Raw genomic sequence first — 19493 nt, 5'->3', positions numbered from 1 at the left:
GATGGCCGGCTGCGATATTCTGATCTCGGGCACCGGCTCCTTTGCTGCCCGGATCGCGTTTGATATTGCCGCCGTGGCGTCCGAGCCGGTCGAGGTCGTGATCGCAGGCCGCAACCGTCCCCGTCTCGACTGGCTGCGCACCGCCGCCAATGCCCGTTCCGCCCTGTTCGGCAGCAAGGCGCGGTTCACCTCCCACATCGTCGACTTGCTCGCCCCCGATGCCTCCGATGCGCTGCTCGCGGCGACCGCCCCCCGCATTGTCGTTCAGGCGGCCTCGATCCAGACCTCGCAGGTCATCGCCCAGAGCGGCAATGCCTGGACGCGGCTCGTGGCCGAAGGGGGCTTGAGCGCAACGGCGGTCTTTCAGGCTTTGCTCAGTTCCCGCGTTGCGGCGGCCATCACGCACAGCGGCAAGCCGGTGACGCTGATCAATTGCGGCTTTCCCGATGTCGTCAACGGCATGATCACGGCCCTCGGACACGATGTCGCCTGCGGCATGGGCAATATCGCAATCCTCTCCAATGTCTTCGCCGGTTCGGCTTCCGTGCCGCGCGGCGCCAAGGTCGAGGTCCTCGCGCATTACCAGAACCTCGCCGCCTGGCGGCGTGCCCCTGCGGAGCGGGCCGGCCGCACACCGCGCGTCTGGATCGATGGGCGGGAGGTAGACGATGTGTTCGCGCGCTTCGCCGACATCCAGCTGACCACCGAGCCGGTGATCGAGATATCCGGTGCGAGTGGCGTGCCGATGATCCTCGCCATGGCGGGTGGGCGGCCGTGGAGCGGGCATGTGCCCGGCCCCAACGGGCTGCCGGGCGGCTATCCGGTGAAACTGGCGGGTGGCCGGCTCGAACTCGACCTGCCCGCTGGGGTGAGCCGGGACCAGGCGATCGCCTGGAATGAGAGCTTCGAGCGGGAGAACGGCCTCTCCGTCTCCGGCGGCGGCCACGTGACCTTCAATGGCGTCCTGCGTTCAGAACTCGAGCGGCATGCGCCCGATCTGGCGAGGGGCTTTGCCATCAGCGACCTCGAAGCCGTCTGCGAGGAACTCCTCTCCCTGCGCGACCGGCTGCTCGCACTGCCCTGACTGCACCCCGGGCCTATCGGCCGAGATAGATCGCGAGGCGCGCTGCGGCATTCTTGAGATGCGTCTCGGCGGCGCTGCGGGCGCGCTGCGGATCGCGCGCCTCGATCGCGTCGAAGATCGCCTGGTGCTCGCCCTGGACGATTTGCGCCATGCCGGCGAGGCGGGCCGAATTCGCGCGGGCGGTGCGGATGAATGTGCGCACGCGCCTGTCGAGAAACTCCGAAAGGTCGCGGAAATAGGGGTTGCCGGTCGCGTCGACGATGGCGCGGTGGAAGGCGACATCCTCGTCGACGCCGGATTCCCCACGGTCGATCGCGGCTTGCATCGCATCCAGCTTCACCCGGATCGCGACGAGGTCGGCCTCGCTGTGGCGTTCCGCCGTGTGCTCCGTCGCGGACGCCTCGACCGCCATCAAGAGCTCCACGATGTGACGAAGCTCTTCCTTGTCGGAGAAGTCGGCGACGTCGAGCCGGAAGACCGAGCTCGCGCCGGGATCGGCGACGAAGGCGCCGGCGCCCTGCCGCGACAGCACGAGCCCGTCATGCTTCAGTCGGCCGACCGCTTCGCGCACGATCGGGCGGCTGACGCCATAGGTCAGGGCGAGCTGCTGCTCGGTCGGCAGCCGTTCGCCGGCCTGGAGCCGACCCGACGAGATCTCGTCGCGCAGTCTGAGCGCCAGCGTGTCGGCGAGCGAGGGGGCTCGTCCCAGAATGTCACGCGGCGGCTCGGAGCGGCTCTTATTGGCGACCATGTGTTTCGATAGTCTCGCTAGCTGGCGATGTGAAGGCCGCCATTGACGTGGATGGTCTCGCCGGTGACGAAGCCTGCCAGATCGGAGCATAGGAAGGCAACGACGCCGGCGACCTCCTCGGCCGTTCCCAACCGTTTCATCGGCGTGTTCGGAATCAGCTCCGGCTTCCTGGCGATCAGCGGCTGCACCATCGGCCCCTCGATCAGCCCGGGCGAGACGGCGTTGACGCGGGTGCGCGGAGCCAGCTCCAGCGCCAGCGAGCGCGACAGGCTGAGCACGCCGCCCTTGGCTGCGGCATAATGGGCATGGGCATGGCTGCCACGATGGCCGGCCATCGAGGCGATGTTCACGATGGCCGAGTCCTCCGCGAGATGCGGGATCGCGGCACGGCAGCTATGGAACACGCCGTCGAGATTGATCGCGATCGATTGCCGCCATTCGGCCTCGCTCATCTCGCTGACCAGCCGGTCGCGATAGAGACCCGCCGCCGTCACCAGCAAGTCGATGCGGCCGAAGCGGGCCACAGCCGCCTCGACCACCTGCTCGGCATCGCCCGCCTGCGCCGCATCTTGCCGCAGCGCCAGTGTGCGCGTGCCCCCGGGATCGAGCTCTGCGGCGAACGCCGTCATGCCCTCGATGTCGAGATCGGTCAGAACGCAGGTCACCCCGTGGCCATGGAAGAGCCGCGCGATCGCCCGGCCGATCGCCCCGTTCGCGCCGGTCAGCAGCAGCACCTTGCCGGAGAAGTCGATCACGGCGCGTCCTCAGGTCATCAGCCAGCCACCGGCCACGTCGCAGACCTGGCCGGTGACGAAGGCGGCGTCGTCGGAGGTCAGGAACAGGCAGGTCTTCGCCACGTCCTCGGGGCTGCCGAGGCGGCGCAGCGGTGTCGCCATCCGCGCCGCCTCATTGGCCTCGGGTGCCGTGCCGCGCATCAGCGGCGTGTCGATCCGGCCCGGCGCCACCGCATTCACGGTGATGCCGTCCGGCCCCAACTCGCCGGCGAGATGCTTGGTGAAGCCGATCAGCGCCGCCTTCGTGGCGGCGTAGTGGACGCCGACGATGTCGCAATAGGTCTTGCCCGCGACGGATGAGACGCTGACGATCGAGCCCCGACCGGCGGCGCGCATGGCCGGCACGACCGCGCTCGCGCAGAGGAAAGCGCCGGTCAGGTTAACGTCGAGCACGCGGCGCCACTCATCCGCGCTCATCTCCCCGAGCTTGGCCCGCTTGCCGTCGGCGCCGGATTTCGGCGAGATCCCGGCATTGTTGACGAGCACGCCGACCGGCCCGAGGGCTTCCGCGATGCGCGTGATCGTCAGCTTGACCGAAGCTTCGTCGGCAACGTCGGCCGACACGGCCAGCGTCTTCGCGCCACGAACCCGCGCCGCCTCGGCCGCCGCTTCCGCGAGAGCCGGGTCATGGTCGAGATAGGCGACGCTGGCGCCGGCAGCCGCATGGGCGTCGGCGATCGCCTGGCCGATGCCGCGCCCCGCGCCAGTGACGAGCACGACCTTGCCGCGATGGCTGGTCACTTGCCGACCTCCAGCATGATCTTGCCGAGATGGGCGCTCGATTCCATCAGCTCATGCGCCTGCCGCGCCTGGTCCAGCGGGAAGGTCGCATGGATGATGGGCTTGACGCTGCCTGCTTCCAGTAGCGGCCAGACATCGCGGCGCAAATGCGCTGCGATCTCGGACTTGAGCGCGACCGAACGCGCCCGCAGTGTCGAGCCGGTCAGGGTCAGGCGCCGGAGCATGACATTCATCAGGTCGAGATCGGCCTTGCTGCTCTGCAGGAAGGCGATCTGCACCAGCCGCCCCTCCAGCGCCAGGCTGTTCAGGTTGCGCTGGATATAGGGGCCGCCGACCATGTCGAGCACGACATCGACGCCCTTGCCACCGGTCAGGCGCTTGACCTCCGCGACGAAGTCCTGCGCGCGGTAGTCGATCGCCTCGTCGGCGCCGAGCGAACGGCAGAAATCGCATTTCTCGGGCGACCCGGCCGTCGCATAAACCGTCGCGCCGGCATGCTTGGCGAGCTGGATCGCCGTCGAGCCGATGCCACTGGAGCCACCATGGATCAGGATCGTCTCGCCCTTTTTGAGGCGGCCGCGCGTGAAGACGTTGTCGTAGACGGTGTAGTAGGTCTCGGGCAGGCCGCCGGCCTCCAGCAGCGAGAGGGGCTTCGGCACAGGCAGGCAGAGCGGCTCGTCGGCCACCGCATATTCGGCATAGCCGCCGCTGATCACGAGCGCACAGACCGCTTCGCCGATGCGGCTGGGCGAGACGCCATCACCGACCGCGACGATATGGCCGGAAACCTCCAGGCCCGGAACCTGTGTCGCGCCGGGGGGAGGGGGATAGCCGCCGGCGCGCTGCAGGCAGTCGGGCCGGTTGATGCCGGCCGCCGCGACCGCGATCAGGACCTGGCCGGGGCCGGGCTGTGGCACCGGCGCGGTCTCGATCTCGATCACCTCCGGGCCCCCGGGACCCGAAAAGCGCACCTGCTTCATCGTCTGCGGCAATGCCATGATGATCGTTCTCCCTAGACTTGGGCATGTTTCGTCGCTGAAGCATATTCCGGAAAAGTGGCGTCCACTTTTCCGGAACATGCTTCCGCGCGGGCTCGAACGCCCTTGTGACGCTCGCCCTGCCTTGGTTCAAGCGTTAGCAAAATCATACTTGTCAGGCAACTTGGTTATCTGCATTATCCAGCCGCCGGCGAAACGCCCGGCCGGGCCCGTCAGGCGATGGGGACCGCAAGAAAGACTCGTGACAGCGGTCCCAGGGAGGACATGATGAGGTTCGCAACGCGCGCGGCGCTGGCCGCGGTACTGTCTCTGTCGGCCACGCAGGCCTTCGCCCAGGTCAAGATCGGCGCGCTCTATCCCTTCTCGGGCGGTCTCGCACTGCTCGGCGACGAGAGCTTCCGCGGCCTGGAACTCGCGATCGAGGAGCGCAACGCCGCCGGCGGGCTGAAGAAGCAGAAGATCGAGATCGTCAAGGGCGACGCCGTCGAGCCGAATCAGGCGGTCGGCGAGGCGCGCCGCCTGACCTCGGTCGACAAGGTGCCGGTGATCTTCGGGACCTATTCGTCCTCGCTGTCGATCGCGGCGACGCAGGTGGCGGAACTGGCCGGTGTGCCCTATTTCGAGCTCGGCGCGATCTCGGACCCGATCACCGAGCGCGGCTTCAAGAACGTCTACCGCACCAATCCGACCGCCCGCGATTTCGCCGCCCGCATGGTCGATGCCGTGGGCGAGGCGATCGCGCCTGCTCTCGGCGTCGATGCCAAGACGCTCAAGGTCGCGATCATCCACGAGGATTCGCTCTACGGCCAGACCGTCGCCGGCTACCAGACGGCCCGGGCCAAGGAGAAGGGCGTCACCATCGTCGAGACGCTGCCCTATTCGGCGAAGTCGGTCGATCTGACGCCAGTGATCCTGCGCCTGAAGAGCGCGGGCGTCGATGTCGTCCTGCAGACCTCCTACCAGAACGATACCGTGCTGTTCTTCCGCCAGATGAAGGAGCAGGGCTTCAAGCCCAAGGCCATGATCGGCGCCGGGGGCGGCTATTCGCTGCGCGACACCATGCTGGCGATCGGCGCGGAGAACATGGAAGGCGCGCTCAACGTCGACTTCACCCAGTACCGCACCAATCCGAAGGCGGCGCCGGGCGTCGACGACTTCGTCAAGAAGTACCGGGCCAAGTACGGCACCGCGCCGCGCTCGGGCCACTCGCTCGCCAATTATATGGGCGCGCTGGTCTTCCTCGACGCCATGGAGAAGGCGCCGGACCTGAAGGCCGCCTCGATCCGCACCGCCGTGATGGCTGTCGACGTGCCCGTCGGCGGCACGGCGACGGGCTGGGGCGCGAAATTCGCGGAAAGCGGGCAGAACGGCCGCGCCGTCCCCTTCCTGATGCAGTGGCAGGGCGGGGACCTCGTCACCGTGTTCCCGGCCGACGCTGCCGTCGCCAAGATGAAGGTCGGCGTCGGCACCAACTGACTGCGGCGCGTGAAGGCCTTCGCCGGATGAGCGCCGTCATCCCGGACAAGCGGCGAAGCCGCGCAGCTCCGGGATCCATCGTAGGGCAGGCCATCGCCCTATGATGGATCCCGGGACGACCTCAGGTCGCCCAGGATGACGGCGTGGTTCCCAGCGAGATCACGGTCCCTCATCCCAAAGACCGGCATTCGACCGCATTCACCGACAATTCGACTTCGGAGACGCCCTTCATGGACGTGCTTGTCCAGTTGCTGCTCAACGGCATCATGCTCGGCAGCATGTACGCCATCATCGCGGTCGGATTGACGCTGATCTTCGGCATCGTCCGCGTCGTGAACTTCGCCCATGGCGAGTTCCTGATGATCGGCATGTACGCGACCTATCTGCTCGCCACCAAGCTCGGCTGGCACCCTTATGTCTCGGCCGTGCCGGTCGTCGTGCTGTTGTTCTGCGTCGGCGCGCTGGTGCAGCGCTTCATCATCCAGCCGCTGCTGAATGCCGACGAGCACATCCAGATCTTTGCCACGGTCGGTCTCTCGACCGCGCTGGTGAATCTGGCGCTGATGGTCTTCGGGGCCGATCTCTATTCCGTCTCGACCCCAAGCGCCCGCCAGTCGGTCTCGCTCGGCGGCTATACGGTGCTGTCCGGCCAACTCGTCATCCTCGCCTGCGCACTGGCGCTGGTCGCAGGTCTCCACCTCTTCATGCAGAAGACGCCGCTCGGCCGCGCCATTCGCGCCACGGCGCAGAACCGCAACGCGGCCCTGCTGATGGGCGTGCGCGTCGACCGAATCTACATCATCTCCTTCGGGCTTGGTGCCGCCTGCGTCGGCCTCGCCAGTTCGCTCGTCATGCCGCTCTTTCCGGTCACGCCGACGATCGGCTCCTATTTCGTGCTGACGGCCTTCGTCGTCGTCGTGCTCGGCGGCATGCGCAGCATGTACGGCGCCTTCGCCGGTGCGATGATCATCGGAATCGTCGATTCCTTGTCGGGCTACTACATCGCGCCCGACCTCAAGGAGGTCGTGTATTTCGCGATCTTCATCCTGATCCTGATCTTCAAGCCGACCGGCCTGTTCGGCTTCGGCCGTGGGACGGAGTGAGCCCATGACCTCCCAGACCGCAATCACTGCGCCCGTCTTCGTGCCGAAACCGAGCCGGCTTTCCGTGCTGACCCATCCGCGCGTCTACGTCGCGCTGATCCTGCTCGCGCTGCTGCTGGTCATCCCGGCGCTGAGCGACTCGCCCTTCGTCGTCCATGTCTTCGTGACGATCTGCGTCTTCGCCGGTCTCTCGACCGCCTGGAACATCGTCGGCGGCTATGCCGGCCAGCTCTCGCTCGGACACATGATGTTCTACGGCATCGGCGGCTACACCACGGCGCTGCTGATCCAGCATTTCGGCCTCTCGCCCTGGATCGGGATGTGGGCGGGCGCGGCGCTCTCGGCCGTGGTCGCGGTCGGCATCGGCTACCCCTGCTTTCGCCTGCGCGGGCCGTTCTTCTCGCTGGCGACGATCGCCTTCCTCGAGGTCATCCGCCTGCTCGCGATCCATTTCCATGGCGTCACCGGCGGCTCGGCAGGGCTGATCGTCCCGCTCAAGCTCGGCTGGGCCTGGATGATCTTCCAGGACAAGTTCAACTACCTGATCATCGCCTTCGGCCTGCTGCTGCTGACGCTGGTCGTGTCATACGCCATCCGCAATGCGCGGCTCGGCTACTACCTGACGGCGGTGCGCGAGCGCGAGGATGCGGCCTCGGCCGCCGGCATCAATCCGACGCAGGTCAAGCTGAAGGCCGTCGTGGTATCGGCGGCGCTGACGAGCCTGATCGGCTCATTCCACGCGATGTACACGACCTTCCTCGAGCCGGCGACGATGTTCTCGCTCGCCACCTCGATCGAGATCGCGATGTTCTCCCTCATCGGCGGCCTCGGCACGGTGCTCGGGCCGCTGCTCGGCACGGTGCTGGTCGTGCCCATCGCGGAGGCGGCGCGCGGCTGGCTCGGCGCTTCCGCCAACGGCCTGCACGGCTTCGTCTACGGCACGGTGCTCGTGCTGATCACACTGACGCTGCCGGGCGGCCTCGTCGGCACCTTCGGAGCGCGCGTCGGGCGCTGGATCGACCGGCTGCCGGGTGGCCAACCCAGGCCGGAGCAGGAGGCCCCGGCGCTGCGTCAGATCGCGGGCGCGGCCGGCGAGACGATGCTGGAGACCAAGAACCTCGTCATGCGTTTCGGCGGGCTGACCGCGACGGACAATGTCTCGATGGTGCTGAAGCGTGGCGAGATCCTCGGCATCATCGGCCCCAACGGCGCCGGCAAGACCACTCTGTTCAACCAGATCTCGGGCTTCCTCAAGCCAAGCTCTGGCAGCGTCGCGATCGTCTCGGGCGGGCTGGAGGCGACGCCCGCGAGCGCCGACGCCTTCGCCCGGGCCGGTATCGGGCGCACCTTCCAGATCGTGCAGCCCTTCGGCAAGCTGAGCGTGATCGAGAACATCATGATCGGCGCCTTCATGCGCCATCCCGATGTCGCCTCGGCGCGGGCCGTGGCGCTGCGGGTCTCGACCCTGGTCGGCCTGCATCACCTGCGCGAGGTGGAGGCGCGCAACCTGCCGATCGGCGATCTCAAGCGCCTCGAAGTCGCCCGCACGCTGGCGACCGAGCCCGACATCCTGCTGCTCGACGAGGTCATGGCCGGCCAGAGCCAGACCGATACGCAGACGATGGTCGCGCTGATCCGCGCCATTCGCGATGCCGGTGTCACGGTGATCGCGATCGAGCACAACATGCAGGCGATCATGAGCCTGTCCGACCGCATCATCGTGATCGATTCCGGCAAGGTGATCGCGGAAGGCGATCCGCAGGAGGTCGTCCGCGACCGCCGGGTGATCGAGGCCTATCTCGGAGAGGATTTCGCCAATGCTCAAGGTCTCTGAGCTGACGGCCGGCTACGGCCGCACCACGATCCTCCAGGACGTCTCGATCCGCATCGGCAAGGGCGAGGTCGTCACCATCATCGGCGCCAACGGTGCCGGCAAGACGACGCTGCTGCGCGCAATCTCCGGCTTGGTGAAGCCGGGCGCGGGCAGGATCGAATTCGACGGGCAGGAGATCGGCGGCGCGACACCCGCCGACATCGTCGGGCGCGGTCTCGTCATGGTGCCCGAAGCGCGCCAGCTCTTCCCGGTCATGACCGTCCGGGACAACGTCATGATGGGCTGCTACCACGCCAATGCCCGCGAGGGCTCGGCTGCGCGCTTCGAGGAGGTGCTGGAGATCTTCCCGCGTGTCCGCGAACGGCTCGACCAGCTCGCCGGCTCGCTTTCGGGCGGCGAGCAGCAGATGGTCGCGATCGCGCGCGGCCTGATGGCGAAGCCACGCCTGCTCATGCTGGACGAGCCGTCGCTGGGCCTCGCGCCCATCATCGTCCAGCAGATGTTCGGCATCGTCGAACGCATCTGCGCCATGGGAACCACGGTGCTGCTGGTCGAGCAGAAGGCCTTCCATGCGCTCAAGATCGCGCAGCGCGCCTATGTCATCGAGAACGGCCGCATTGCCATGGAGGACACCGGCGCCGGCCTTCTCGCCGACCCGCACATCAAGACCGCCTATCTCGGGATTTGAGCGCGATGACGGAGATCTCCGGCCACACCCGCGTCTATGCGATCCTCGCCGACCCGGTCCATCACGTGCAGACGCCGCAACGGCTGAACGCGCTGATGCGCGCGCGAGGCCATGATGGCGTGATGGTGCCGGTCCACGTGGCGGCCGACGATCTCGCCACGGTCGTCGCCGGCCTGAAGCGCATGAAGACCTTCGGCGGCTTCGTCGTCACCGTGCCCCACAAGACGGCGATCGTCGCGCTCTGCGACGAGGTCTCGCGCCAGGCCGAGCTTGTCGGTGCGGTCAATTGCGTCCGTCGCGACGCCGACGGCCGACTGATCGGCGAGATCCTCGATGGGGGAGGCTTCGTCGCCGGCCTGCGGCGCGAGGGCTTTGACCCAAAGGGCCGCCGCGTCCTCCTGCTCGGCGCGGGCGGCGCTGCCAACGCCATCGCTTTCGCCATGGCCGAGGCCGGCGTCGCCAGCCTCTCCATCGCAAACCGCACCCGCGCGAAATCGCAGGATCTGGCGCGGCGGTTGTCGCAGGCGTTTCCCGCGCTGCCCGTCGATCTCGACGACCCCGGCACGGCTGCCCACGATATCGTCGTCAATGGCACCTCGCTCGGCCTCGCCGAGGGCGACCCCTTGCCGCTTGACGCATCGCGCCTGCGAGCCGGCCAGATCGTCGCCGAGGTCATCATGCAGCCGCGCGTCACCGCGCTGCTGGCGGCGGCCCAGGCCAAAGGCTGCCGCATCCATTACGGCCTGCCGATGCTCGAATGCCAGCTCGAGATGATGGCGGACTTCATGGGCATGACAGCATGACGGCGACCCCGGTTCCCGACCGCAACCGCGATCTCGCCGGAAAGGTCGCTCTCATCACCGGCGGAGCCTCGGGACTGGGCCTCGCCATGACCCGTCGCTTTTCCGCGCGCGGCGCGAGGGTCGTCGTGCTTGATCGCGACGCCATGGCGGCCGAGGCACTTGCCGGAATCGAGGGTGCGGCTTTCATCGCTTGCGATGTCTGCGATCCGGAGCCGGTGGATGCCGCGTTTGACAAGGCCGAGGCCGGGACCGGCCCGCTCGACATCGTCGTCGCCAATGCCGGCATCTCGCAGAACAGCTCGACGCTGGAACTGAGCTTCGCCGACTGGCGCATGGTGATGGGCGTCAATCTCGACGGCGTCTTCCTGACGGCCCAGGCGGCCGGGCGCCGCATGGTGCCGCGCGGGCGTGGCGTCATCCTGCTGATGGCCTCGATGTACGGTGTTGTCGCGGCGCCGGAGCGCATCGGCTACTGCGTCTCCAAGAGCGGCGTCGCGATGATGGCCAAGGCACTGGCGCTCGAATGGGCGCGCCATGGCCTGCGCGTCAACGCGCTGGCGCCGGGCTATGTCCGCACACCCTTCCTCGACGATCTGATCGCGCGCGGCCGACTCGACGCCGACAGGCTGACTGCCCGCATGCCGATCGGCCGCTTCATCGATCCCGCGGAGGTCGCCGATCTCGCCGCCTTCCTCGCCAGCGACGAGGCGAGCGCGATTACCGGCCAGGTCGCCGGTGTCGATGGGGGCTGGAGCGCCAATGGCTATCTCTGAGACTGCCGCCGGAGGAGAATGCTGATGCCTAAGCGCGAAAAACTCCAGGCCGAGGCGCCTTGGACGGCGCTGCGCTCTACCCCCGCCGACTGGAAGGCTGCCGATCCGGCGCTGCTCGGCAGCATGCTGACGCAGCTCCATCTGATCCGGGCGTTCGAGGAGAGCGTGCTCGAATTGGCCGGGGAAGGCCTCGTGCACGGCCCGGCCCATTCCTCGATCGGGCAGGAGGGCGGCGCCGTCGGCTCGGTGATCGGCCTGCGCGCCTCGGATCAGGTCAACGGCTCGCATCGCGGCCACCACCAGTTCCTCGCCAAGGCGCTGTCTTATCTCGCGCCGACGCTCGATCCGACCGCTGATTTCGCGGCGCCGGTCGAGGGCATGTTGCATCGCAGCCTGGCCGAGATCCTGGGCCTCGAACCCGGTTTCGGCCATGGCCGCGGCGGCTCGATGCATCTGCGCTGGATCGAGGCCGGGGCGCTCGGCACCAATGCGATCGTGGGGGGCGGCGTGCCGCTGGCGGCGGGCGCCGCCATGGCCCATAAGCTCGCCGGCACCGGCGATCTCGCCGTGACCTATTTTGGCGACGGCGCGATCAATATCGGTTCGACGCTGGAGACGATGAACCTCGCCGCCGCCTGGGCGCTGCCGCTGATCTTCGTCGTCGAGAACAATCTCTATGCGGTCGCGACCCATGTCGACGAGGCGACGCGCGAGACGCGCCTGTCCGGACGCGGATCTGGCTTCGGCATTCCCGCCTGGCGGGTCGACGGGATGGATCCGCTCGCGGTGCATCTGGCCATGGAGGAGGCGAGCGCCCTGGCACGCGCCGGCAAAGGACCCGCCCTGATCGAGCTCGAGGTCTATCGCTATTTCCACCAGAACGGTCCGCTGCCCGGCTCCGCCTTCGGCTATCGCCGCAAGGAGGAGGAGGCGTCGTGGCGCGCCCGCGACCCGCTCGCGCGCGTCGCAACCGAGATGACCTCATTGGGCCTTCTCGACGAGGACGCCGTGGCCGATCTGCGCGATCGGGCGGTCGCACTGACGAAGGGCATCGCCGGCCGCCTGCTGGAGCCTGAAGGCAACCGCCGCCGCATCCGCCCCGAGCTCTGGCCCGACACTGCCTTCGTCGATGTCGGCTTGCGCGGCGCCCTGCCGGCACTGTCTTCGGAAGGGCCGCCGGCTGGCGAGAGGATCGAGCGCAAATTCGTCGATGCCATCGCCGACGTGCTGCACCGGCGGATGGAAACCGACCCTTCGCTGGTCATCATGGGCGAGGACATCCACCGCCTGAAGGGCGGCACCAATGGCGCGACCCGCGGCCTCGCCGCCGCCTTCCCCGACCGTGTGCTCGGCACGCCTATCAGCGAGAACGCCTTCACCGGGCTTGCCGGCGGGCTCGCCATGGATGGCCGCTACCGGCCGATCGTCGAGTTCATGTATCCCGACTTCATGTGGGTCGCGGCCGATCAGGTCTTCAACCAGATAGGCAAGGCCCGCCACATGTTCGGCGGCACCACCGACGTGCCGCTCGTGTTGCGCAGCAAGATCGCGATGGGCACCGGCTACGGCTCGCAGCATTCGCTCGATCCCGCCGGCGTCTTCGCGACCTCGCCGGGCTGGCGCATCGTCGCGCCCTCAACTGCGCAGGACTATATCGGCCTGATGAACGCCGCGCTGAAGGGCAGCGATCCCGTTCTGGTGATCGAGCATGTCGATCTCTATCAGATGAACGGCATGATCCCCGCCGGCGACCTAGACTACACCATCCCGCTCGGCAAAGCGCGGATCGTGCGCGAGGGCTCTGACCTCACGATCCTGACCTATTCCGCCATGGTCCATCGCAGCGTCGAGGCGGTCGAGGCGCTCGGCGTCGACGCCGAGATCGTCGATTTGCGCACGCTCGACCGCGCCTCGCTCGACTGGGAGACGATCGGAGAGAGCGTGCGCAAGACCCACAACGCCCTGATCGTCGAGCAGGGCGCACGCGGCACCTCCTATGGCGCGATGCTGGCGGACGAGTTGCACCGCCGCCTGTTCGACTGGCTCGACCAGCCGGTCCAGCGCGTCCATGGCCGCGAGGCCTCGCCGACCATCTCGAAGGTGCTCGAACGCGCCGCCTTCGCCGGGCGCGAAGAGGTGATGGCCGGCATCGCCAGGGTGATGGCCGAGCGCGGCACGCCGCTTGCCGGGGCCGCCGCATGACCACGCCTGCTGCCGAAAGCTATGATTACGTCATCGTCGGTGGCGGCACGGCCGGCTGCGTGCTGGCCAACCGCCTGAGCGAGGACGGCCGCCGCAGCGTGCTGCTGCTGGAGGCCGGCGGCGAGGGCAAGGGCTTCTGGATCCCGATCCCGGCCGGCTTCAGCAAGCTCCTGGTCAATCCGGATTTCAACTGGCGCTTCTGGAGCGAGCCCGAGGAGGCCACGCGCAACCGCGAGATCGCGATCCCGCGCGGCAAGGGGCTCGGCGGCTCGACGTTGATCAACGGCATGATCTATGTCCGCGGCCAGGCCGAGGATTTCGACGGCTGGGCTCAGGCTGGCTGCACGGGGTGGAGCTTCGCCGACGTCCTGCCCTATTTCCGCAAGCTCGAGGCCTATGACGGCGAGGGCGACGCGACGCGCGGCCGCGACGGACCGTTTCCGGTGACAGAGGTCAAGGAACGCCCGGAAATCGCCGAGGCCTTCATCGCGGCGGCCGGGCAGGCGGGCTATCCATGCAACCGCGACTATAACGGCCCATCACAGGACGGTTTCGGCTACTATCAGGTCAACCAGCGCCATGGCCGTCGCGTCAGCGCGGCCGATGCCTATCTCGCTCCGGCTAGAAGCCGCCCGAACCTGCATGTGCTCACCGGTGCGCATGTCCTGCGCGTCGATCTCGACGGCAAGCGCGCCACCGGCGTCACCTATCGTATCGACGGCACCGAGCGCAGGGCCGCGGCGCGCCATAGCGTCGTCCTCACGGCGGGTGCGATCCAAACGCCGCATCTGCTCGAGCTCTCCGGCATCGGCGATCCGGCCGTGCTCGCGGCGGCCGGCCTGCCTCTGCGCCATGAGCTGCCGGGCGTCGGCGCCAATTACAGCGACCATTTCTGCACCCGCATGAACTGGCGGGTGAAGCTGCCGGTGACGCTGAACGAGACGACGCGTGGCTGGCGGCTGGCGGCAGCGGTCGCGCAGTATTTCCTGACGCGCAGGGGCATCCTGACGCTGGGCACCGGGCTGGCGCATGGCTTCGTGCGGACGCGGCGCGACATTGAGGGGCCGGACATCCAGTACTTCTTCATGCATGCGAGCTACGCCAATGCCGCCGAGCGCAAGCTCGACCACGAACCCGGCATGACGATCGGCGTGACGCAGCTGCGGCCAGAATCGCGCGGCACGATCCATGCCCGCGCGCCCGACGCCGCCGCGCCCCCCGCGATCCGCCCCAATTTCCTCGCGACGCTCACCGACCGGCAATGCATGGTCGACGGCATGAAGATCGCGCGCGAGATCGTCGGCCAATCGGCGATGGACGCTTATCGCGCCTATGAGATGGCGCCGGGACCGGATTGCGAGAGCGATGAGGATTGGCTCGATTTCGCCCGCGACAACGGCCAGACGATCTACCACGCCTGCGGAACCACCCGCATGGGGCAGGGGCCGGGTGCGGTGGTCGATTCCGCCCTACGGGTCCACGGCATCGAGGGGCTGCGCGTCGCCGACGCCTCCGTGATGCCGACGATCGTCTCCGGCAACACGCAGGCGGCGGTGCTGATGATCGCCGAGAAAGCGGCCGACCTGATCCGGCAGGACAGCCTTTAGCGAAAGGAACCGCGCCCTAGAAGTTCACCTTGTCGGCGCCCTTGAGCTGCAGGACCTCGCGGGCGTCGTCGGGCGTCGCGACCTCCAGCCCCAGCCCCTCGATGATCATCCGCGCCGCCCTGACCTGATCTGCGTTCGACTTGGCGAACTGTCCCGGCCCGAGCCAGAGCGAATCCTCCAGCCCGACGCGCAGATTGCCGCCCATCGAGACAGCCATCGCGGCGATCGGGAGCTGGTGCCGGCCGGCGCCGAGCACAGACCATTGATAGGCGTCGCCGAACAGCCGGTCGGCCGTACGCTTCATGTGGATGACGTCCTCGGGATGCGGGCCGATGCCGCCGAGGATGCCGAAGACCGACTGCACGAAGAAGGGCGGCTTCACCAGCCCGCGATCGACGAAATGAGCGAGCGTGTAGAGATGGCCGATGTCGTAACACTCGATCTCGAAGCGCGTGTTGTTTTCGGCGCAGGTGGTCAGGATGTTCTCGATGTCCTGGAAGGTGTTCTTGAAGATCCGGTCCTTCGAGCCTTCGAGATAGGGGCGCTCCCAGTCGTGCTTGAAGTCCTTGAAACGGGCCAGCATCGGGTAGAGCCCGAAATTCATCGAGCCCATGTTGAGCGAGGCGACCTCCGGCTTGAAATGGGCGCAAGGGCCGAGCCGCTCCTCGACGCCCATGGTCGGGGCGCCGCCTGTGGTGATGTTGATGACGCAGTTGGAGCGCTGCTTGATCACCTTCAGGAACGGCTCGAACGCCTCCGGCGACTGGTCGGGCTGGCCGGTCTTCGGATTGCGGGCATGGACATGGACGAGCGCCGCGCCCGCTTCCGCCGCGCCGACGGCCGCATCGATGATCTCGTCCGGCGTCACCGGCAGATGCGGCGACATGGACGGCGTGTGGATCGCGCCGGTGACCGCGCAGGTGATGATGACTTTGCGGTTCTTCGCCATGGCGTCTCGTCCTTTCGGGCCTGCTCTCAAAAAGGGGATGACGGGCTTTAGCCCGGCTTGCGGACGGAGCCGCGCTTATGGGCCTGCAGCGCGGCGAGCCGGGTGTCGCGCCACTCGCTCAGATGCTTGACGCGCTCGGCCGATTGCGTGCCCGGCCACTCGCTCATCACGGTCGCGACCGTCTCAGGCCCGAACGGATCGCAGCCTGCGCTGTCCGCGACCATCCGGGTCAGCGAGGCGCCGTAGCGGGCGCAGTAATCGGGAATGCCGCCCGGCGCATTGAGCTCGATCGTCTCGAACGGCCCCATGAAGGACCAGCGCAGCCCGAGCCCGTCGCGGATCGTCTTGTCGACGTCCTCCGCACTGGCGACCCCTTCGCCCACGAGCCGGAAGGCCTCCGCCAGCAGCACGGCCTGCAGCCGGTTCAGCACAAAGCCGGGCTTCTCCTTGCGCAGGGTGACCGGGACCTGCCCGGCCTGCTCGTAGATTGCCTTGGCCCGCTCGACGATCGCCGGATCGGTCCAGGGCGCGGGCGCGAGCTCGACGATCGGCACCAGATGCGGCGGGTTGACCGGATGCGCGACGAGGCAGCGCGCCCGGCCCGCCAGCGCTTCGCTGAAGACCGACGCCATGATGAAGGAGGTCGAGGACGCCAGGATGGTGGAGGAGGGTGCGAGCGCATCCATCTCGGCGAAGAGCTTCTGCTTGGCCTCGACGGTCTCCGGCCCGTTTTCCTGGACGAGATCGGCGCCCATCAGGACATCCGCGAGGTTCGAGGCAACCCGGATACGGGCAAGCGAGCCCTTGGGATCGGAGACGAGGCCGTGACCGGCGAGCTCCTCGAGATTGGTGGCGATATGCGCGCGCGCGGCGTCGGCCGCGCCGGGCGCGACGTCATGCAGCGCAACCTCGAAGCCATGGCTGGCGAAGACGGTGGCCCAGGCCCGGCCGATCAGGCCCGAGCCGACGATGGCGATCTTGGTCATGTGATGCGGTCCTTCGGGCAAGTCATGTCCTCAGCCCTCATCCTGAGGAGCGATCCGTAGGATCGCGTCTCGAAGGATGCTCCAGATGCTTCCGGAACCTCCTGAACCATCCTTCGAGACGCCGCTGCGCGGCTCCTCAGGATGAGCGCTGAGGAAAATAACAGCTTGGCTCACAGCCACAGCACCTGCCGCCTGAGCGTGAGGTCCTGGCTCAGCGCGCGCGAGGGGCCGGTATGGACGACGCTGCCGCGCTCCAGCACGACCGTCCGGTCCGAGAGCGCCAGTGCGAGGTCGAGATGGTGGTCGACGATCACGATCGCGATCTCCTGCCGCAGTTTGTCGAAGGCCTCGAACAACTCTTCGACGACAGCCGGCGCCAATCCTTCGAAAGGCTCGTCGAGCAGCAGCACCCGGGTGTCGCCGGACAGCGCGCGCGCCACCGCCACCATCTGCTGTTCGCCGCCGGAGAGGTAGTCGGCCGGGGAATGCCAGCGCTGCTTGATGCGCGGGAAGAAGGAAAAGATCTTCTCGTCCTGCCAGCGCGTGCCGTTGCCGGTCAGGCGCTTGAGCCGGCCGAGCTCCATGTTGTCCTTCACGCTCATCCCGGCGAAGAGTCCGCGGCCCTGCGGCACATAGGCGATGCCGGCACGCGCGATCTGAGCCGGCGGCTGCCCGGCAATATCGCTGCCGGCGAGCGTGATGCTGCTGCCCGAGGCCGGCGGCGCGATGCCGGTGATCGTCTTGAGCAGCGTCGACTTGCCGGCTCCGTTGCGTCCGAGCAGGGCGACGATCTCGTTCTCGTGGACGTCGAAGGAGACCTGCCGGAGGATATGGCTCTTGCCGTAGAAGGTGTCGACCTTGTCGAGCCCGAGCAGCACGCCATGGCGCGCCGCACTCTGGCGCGGCTTCTCGGCCAGCGCATGGGCGCCGGAGCCGATATAAACCTCCTGCACGCGCGGCGACGAGCGTGCATCCTCGACCGTGCCGTCGATGAGAACCGAGCCCTCGTTCATCACCGTGACATGGTCTGCGATGGCGAAGACGCGGTCGATATCGTGCTCGACCAGCAGGACCGGCAGGTCGGTCGAAATCGACTTGATAAGATTGCCGACTCGCTCGCGCTCGGCCGCCGCGAGCCCGGCCAGCGGCTCATCCAGCAGCAGGACGCGCGGCTTGGTGGCGAGCGCGAGGCTCATGTCGAGCAGGCGCTGGCCGCCATAGCTCAGCGAGCCGGCCTCCGCCGTCTCGATGCCGCGCAGCCCCATCGTGTCGATCACGGTGGTGGTCTGTGCATTGACCTCGTCGAGCGCGCCGGCCGGGCGCCAGAAGCCGAAGCGTTCCGGCGCGCGCGCCTGCACCGCGAGGCGGACATTCTCCTCGACCGAGAGTGTCGGAAACAGGTTGGTGATCTGGAAAGCGCGGCCGATGCCGGCCTGGGTGATCGCCTCCGGCGACAACCCGCCGATCTGGCGCTCGCGCAGGCGCACCTCGCCGCGGTCGGGCGCGAACATGCCGGAGATCAGGTTGAAGGCTGTGGTCTTGCCGGCACCGTTGGGGCCGATCAGCGCATGCAGGCGGCGATCGGCCATCGTGAGATCGACATTCTCGACCGCCTTGATGCCGCCGAAGCTCTTGGCGAGCCCGGTCGCGGTCAGGATCGTCCCGTCGCCGGCGTCGGCCGGCTTCATGAAATCGGGCAGGGTCACCGCGCCGGCCTTGCGCTCGGACATGGCGGCATCGCCGACAACCTTCTTGCGGAAGGGGCGCAGCAGCCTTTCGCCGACGCCGACGAGCCCGTCCGGCGAGAACACGATGAAGCCGACGAAGAGCAGCCCGAACCAGAACAGCCAGTTCGGCGTCACGCTGGAGAGGTAGTCGCGGAAGATCACGAAGAACAGCGCGCCGAGCGCCGGCCCGAGGAAGGAGCGCATGCCGCCGATCACGACCATCGCCAGCAATTCGCCGGAAAAGGCGACCGAGATCGGCTCGGCCGAGGTCATGCGGTTGTTGAACAGCAGAAGCGTGCCGGCGAGCCCCGTCAACGCTGCCGACAAGGTGAAGGCGATCAGCTTGTAGCGGTCCGTCGCATAGCCGAGGAATCGCGCGCGCTGCTCGTTCTCGCGGATCGCGACCAGAACGGTGCCGACCGGCGAGCGGTGGAAGCGCCAGAGCCCGTAGACCACCGCCATGCCGATCACGGCGACGAGGACGTAGAAGCGCGAGGCCTGCTCGAAATCGATGCCGAGGAAGAGTGGCCGCTTGATGCCGCCAAGGCCGTCCTCGCCGCCGGTCACCGCCGTCCAGCGGAAGGCGACGGAATAGGTCATCGCGGCGAGCGCGAGCGTCAGCAGCGAGAAGTAGACGCCGCGGCGGCGCAGGATCAACGCGCCGAAGGCAAACGCGATCAGTCCAACGAAGGCGACGCCGAGCAGGATCGGCAGAGCGAACTGGCCGGGCATCAGGTTGCGCTGCAGCAGGCCGGCCGCATAGGCGGCGAGCCCGAACCAGGCGCCGTGGCCGAAGGAGACCAGACCCGTTGTGCCGACGAGGATGTTCAGCGCCATGCAAGCGATGGCAAAGACGACGACCTCGGTGGCGGAGGTCGTGCCGAGCCCGATCCCGTGCATCAGGAAGGGCAGGGCGACGAGCCCGGCGGCGGCGATGAGGAGAGGCGCGAGGTCGCGTTGGCTTTGCGTCATCGCGG

The 19493-nt window shown here is 67.8% G+C and carries 16 protein-coding genes; 9 read left to right on the top strand and 7 right to left on the bottom strand.

Annotated elements, in window-relative coordinates; translation table 11 throughout:
- Position 1 precedes the first annotated feature (1 nt).
- A complete protein-coding gene (locus AC1RMY_RS11225) occupies positions 2-1084 on the top strand; it encodes a hypothetical protein (RefSeq protein ID WP_492864373.1) in 1083 nt (360 codons plus the stop codon).
- Between the two features lie 13 nt (positions 1085-1097).
- On the opposite strand, the gene AC1RMY_RS11220 is transcribed toward AC1RMY_RS11225, so the two are convergent.
- Genes AC1RMY_RS11220 through AC1RMY_RS11205 form a run of 4 tightly spaced genes read right to left on the bottom strand, consistent with a single transcriptional unit; the run spans position 1098 to position 4368 of the window.
- Complete coding sequence (locus AC1RMY_RS11220; RefSeq protein WP_492864371.1) at positions 1098-1835, bottom strand: FadR/GntR family transcriptional regulator; 738 nt, start codon at positions 1833-1835, stop codon at positions 1098-1100.
- A gap of 17 nt (positions 1836-1852) precedes the next feature.
- Positions 1853-2590 carry an SDR family NAD(P)-dependent oxidoreductase gene (locus tag AC1RMY_RS11215; RefSeq protein WP_492864369.1) on the bottom strand — a complete coding sequence of 246 codons (738 nt, stop codon included), beginning with the start codon at positions 2588-2590 and terminating at the stop codon, positions 1853-1855.
- Between the two features lie 9 nt (positions 2591-2599).
- Positions 2600-3370, bottom strand: coding sequence for an SDR family oxidoreductase (locus tag AC1RMY_RS11210; RefSeq protein ID WP_492864367.1), 771 nt, complete (start codon positions 3368-3370; stop codon positions 2600-2602).
- Positions 3367-4368: an NAD(P)H-quinone oxidoreductase gene (locus AC1RMY_RS11205; protein WP_492864366.1), complete on the bottom strand. Its 1002-nt coding sequence runs from the start codon at positions 4366-4368 to the stop codon at positions 3367-3369. The genes AC1RMY_RS11210 and AC1RMY_RS11205 overlap by 4 nt, the downstream gene beginning before the upstream one ends.
- Before the next feature lie 267 nt (positions 4369-4635).
- Between AC1RMY_RS11205 and AC1RMY_RS11200 the strand changes: the two genes are divergently transcribed.
- From AC1RMY_RS11200 to AC1RMY_RS11165, 8 genes are all read left to right on the top strand, one after another.
- Complete coding sequence (locus AC1RMY_RS11200; RefSeq protein WP_492864364.1) at positions 4636-5844, top strand: ABC transporter substrate-binding protein; 1209 nt, start codon at positions 4636-4638, stop codon at positions 5842-5844.
- Positions 5845-6074: 230 nt separating this feature from the next.
- Positions 6075-6947 carry a branched-chain amino acid ABC transporter permease gene (locus AC1RMY_RS11195; RefSeq protein WP_492864362.1) on the top strand — a complete coding sequence of 291 codons (873 nt, stop codon included), beginning with the start codon at positions 6075-6077 and terminating at the stop codon, positions 6945-6947.
- Positions 6948-6951: 4 nt separating this feature from the next.
- The gene (locus tag AC1RMY_RS11190) at positions 6952-8781 is read left to right on the top strand and encodes a branched-chain amino acid ABC transporter ATP-binding protein/permease (protein ID WP_492864360.1); all 1830 of its coding nucleotides are present in this window, start codon (positions 6952-6954) and stop codon (positions 8779-8781) included.
- Positions 8765-9469, top strand: a complete 705-nt coding sequence (locus tag AC1RMY_RS11185; RefSeq protein ID WP_492864359.1) for an ABC transporter ATP-binding protein — start codon at positions 8765-8767, stop codon at positions 9467-9469. The genes AC1RMY_RS11190 and AC1RMY_RS11185 overlap by 17 nt, the downstream gene beginning before the upstream one ends.
- 5 nt (positions 9470-9474) lie before the next feature.
- Complete coding sequence (locus tag AC1RMY_RS11180; protein ID WP_492864358.1) at positions 9475-10272, top strand: shikimate dehydrogenase family protein; 798 nt, start codon at positions 9475-9477, stop codon at positions 10270-10272.
- A complete protein-coding gene (locus AC1RMY_RS11175) occupies positions 10269-11045 on the top strand; it encodes an SDR family NAD(P)-dependent oxidoreductase (RefSeq protein WP_492864357.1) in 777 nt (258 codons plus the stop codon). The genes AC1RMY_RS11180 and AC1RMY_RS11175 overlap by 4 nt, the downstream gene beginning before the upstream one ends.
- A gap of 24 nt (positions 11046-11069) precedes the next feature.
- Positions 11070-13247, top strand: coding sequence for an alpha-ketoacid dehydrogenase subunit alpha/beta (locus AC1RMY_RS11170; RefSeq protein WP_492864356.1), 2178 nt, complete (start codon positions 11070-11072; stop codon positions 13245-13247).
- Complete coding sequence (locus AC1RMY_RS11165; protein WP_492864354.1) at positions 13244-14854, top strand: GMC family oxidoreductase; 1611 nt, start codon at positions 13244-13246, stop codon at positions 14852-14854. Before AC1RMY_RS11170 ends, AC1RMY_RS11165 begins: the two co-directional genes overlap by 4 nt.
- A gap of 16 nt (positions 14855-14870) precedes the next feature.
- On the opposite strand, the gene kce is transcribed toward AC1RMY_RS11165, so the two are convergent.
- The 3 genes from kce to AC1RMY_RS11150 form a co-directional block, all read right to left on the bottom strand.
- Positions 14871-15803: a 3,5-dioxohexanoate:acetyl-CoA acetone transferase gene (kce, locus tag AC1RMY_RS11160; RefSeq protein WP_492864352.1), complete on the bottom strand. Its 933-nt coding sequence runs from the start codon at positions 15801-15803 to the stop codon at positions 14871-14873.
- Between the two features lie 47 nt (positions 15804-15850).
- On the bottom strand, positions 15851-16789 hold the full coding sequence (locus tag AC1RMY_RS11155; RefSeq protein WP_492864350.1) for a 3-hydroxyacyl-CoA dehydrogenase: 939 nt from the start codon (positions 16787-16789) through the stop codon (positions 15851-15853).
- 170 nt (positions 16790-16959) lie between these two features.
- A complete protein-coding gene (locus AC1RMY_RS11150; protein WP_492864348.1) occupies positions 16960-19488 on the bottom strand; it encodes a branched-chain amino acid ABC transporter ATP-binding protein/permease in 2529 nt (842 codons plus the stop codon).
- Between the last annotated feature and the right edge of the window lie 5 nt (positions 19489-19493).

The sequence above is a fragment of the Allobosea sp. GW822-FHT03F07 genome (assembly GCF_058801345.1).
The sequence above is the reverse complement of the archived record's forward strand: the minus strand, read 5'-3'. Positions and strand labels throughout refer to the sequence as shown.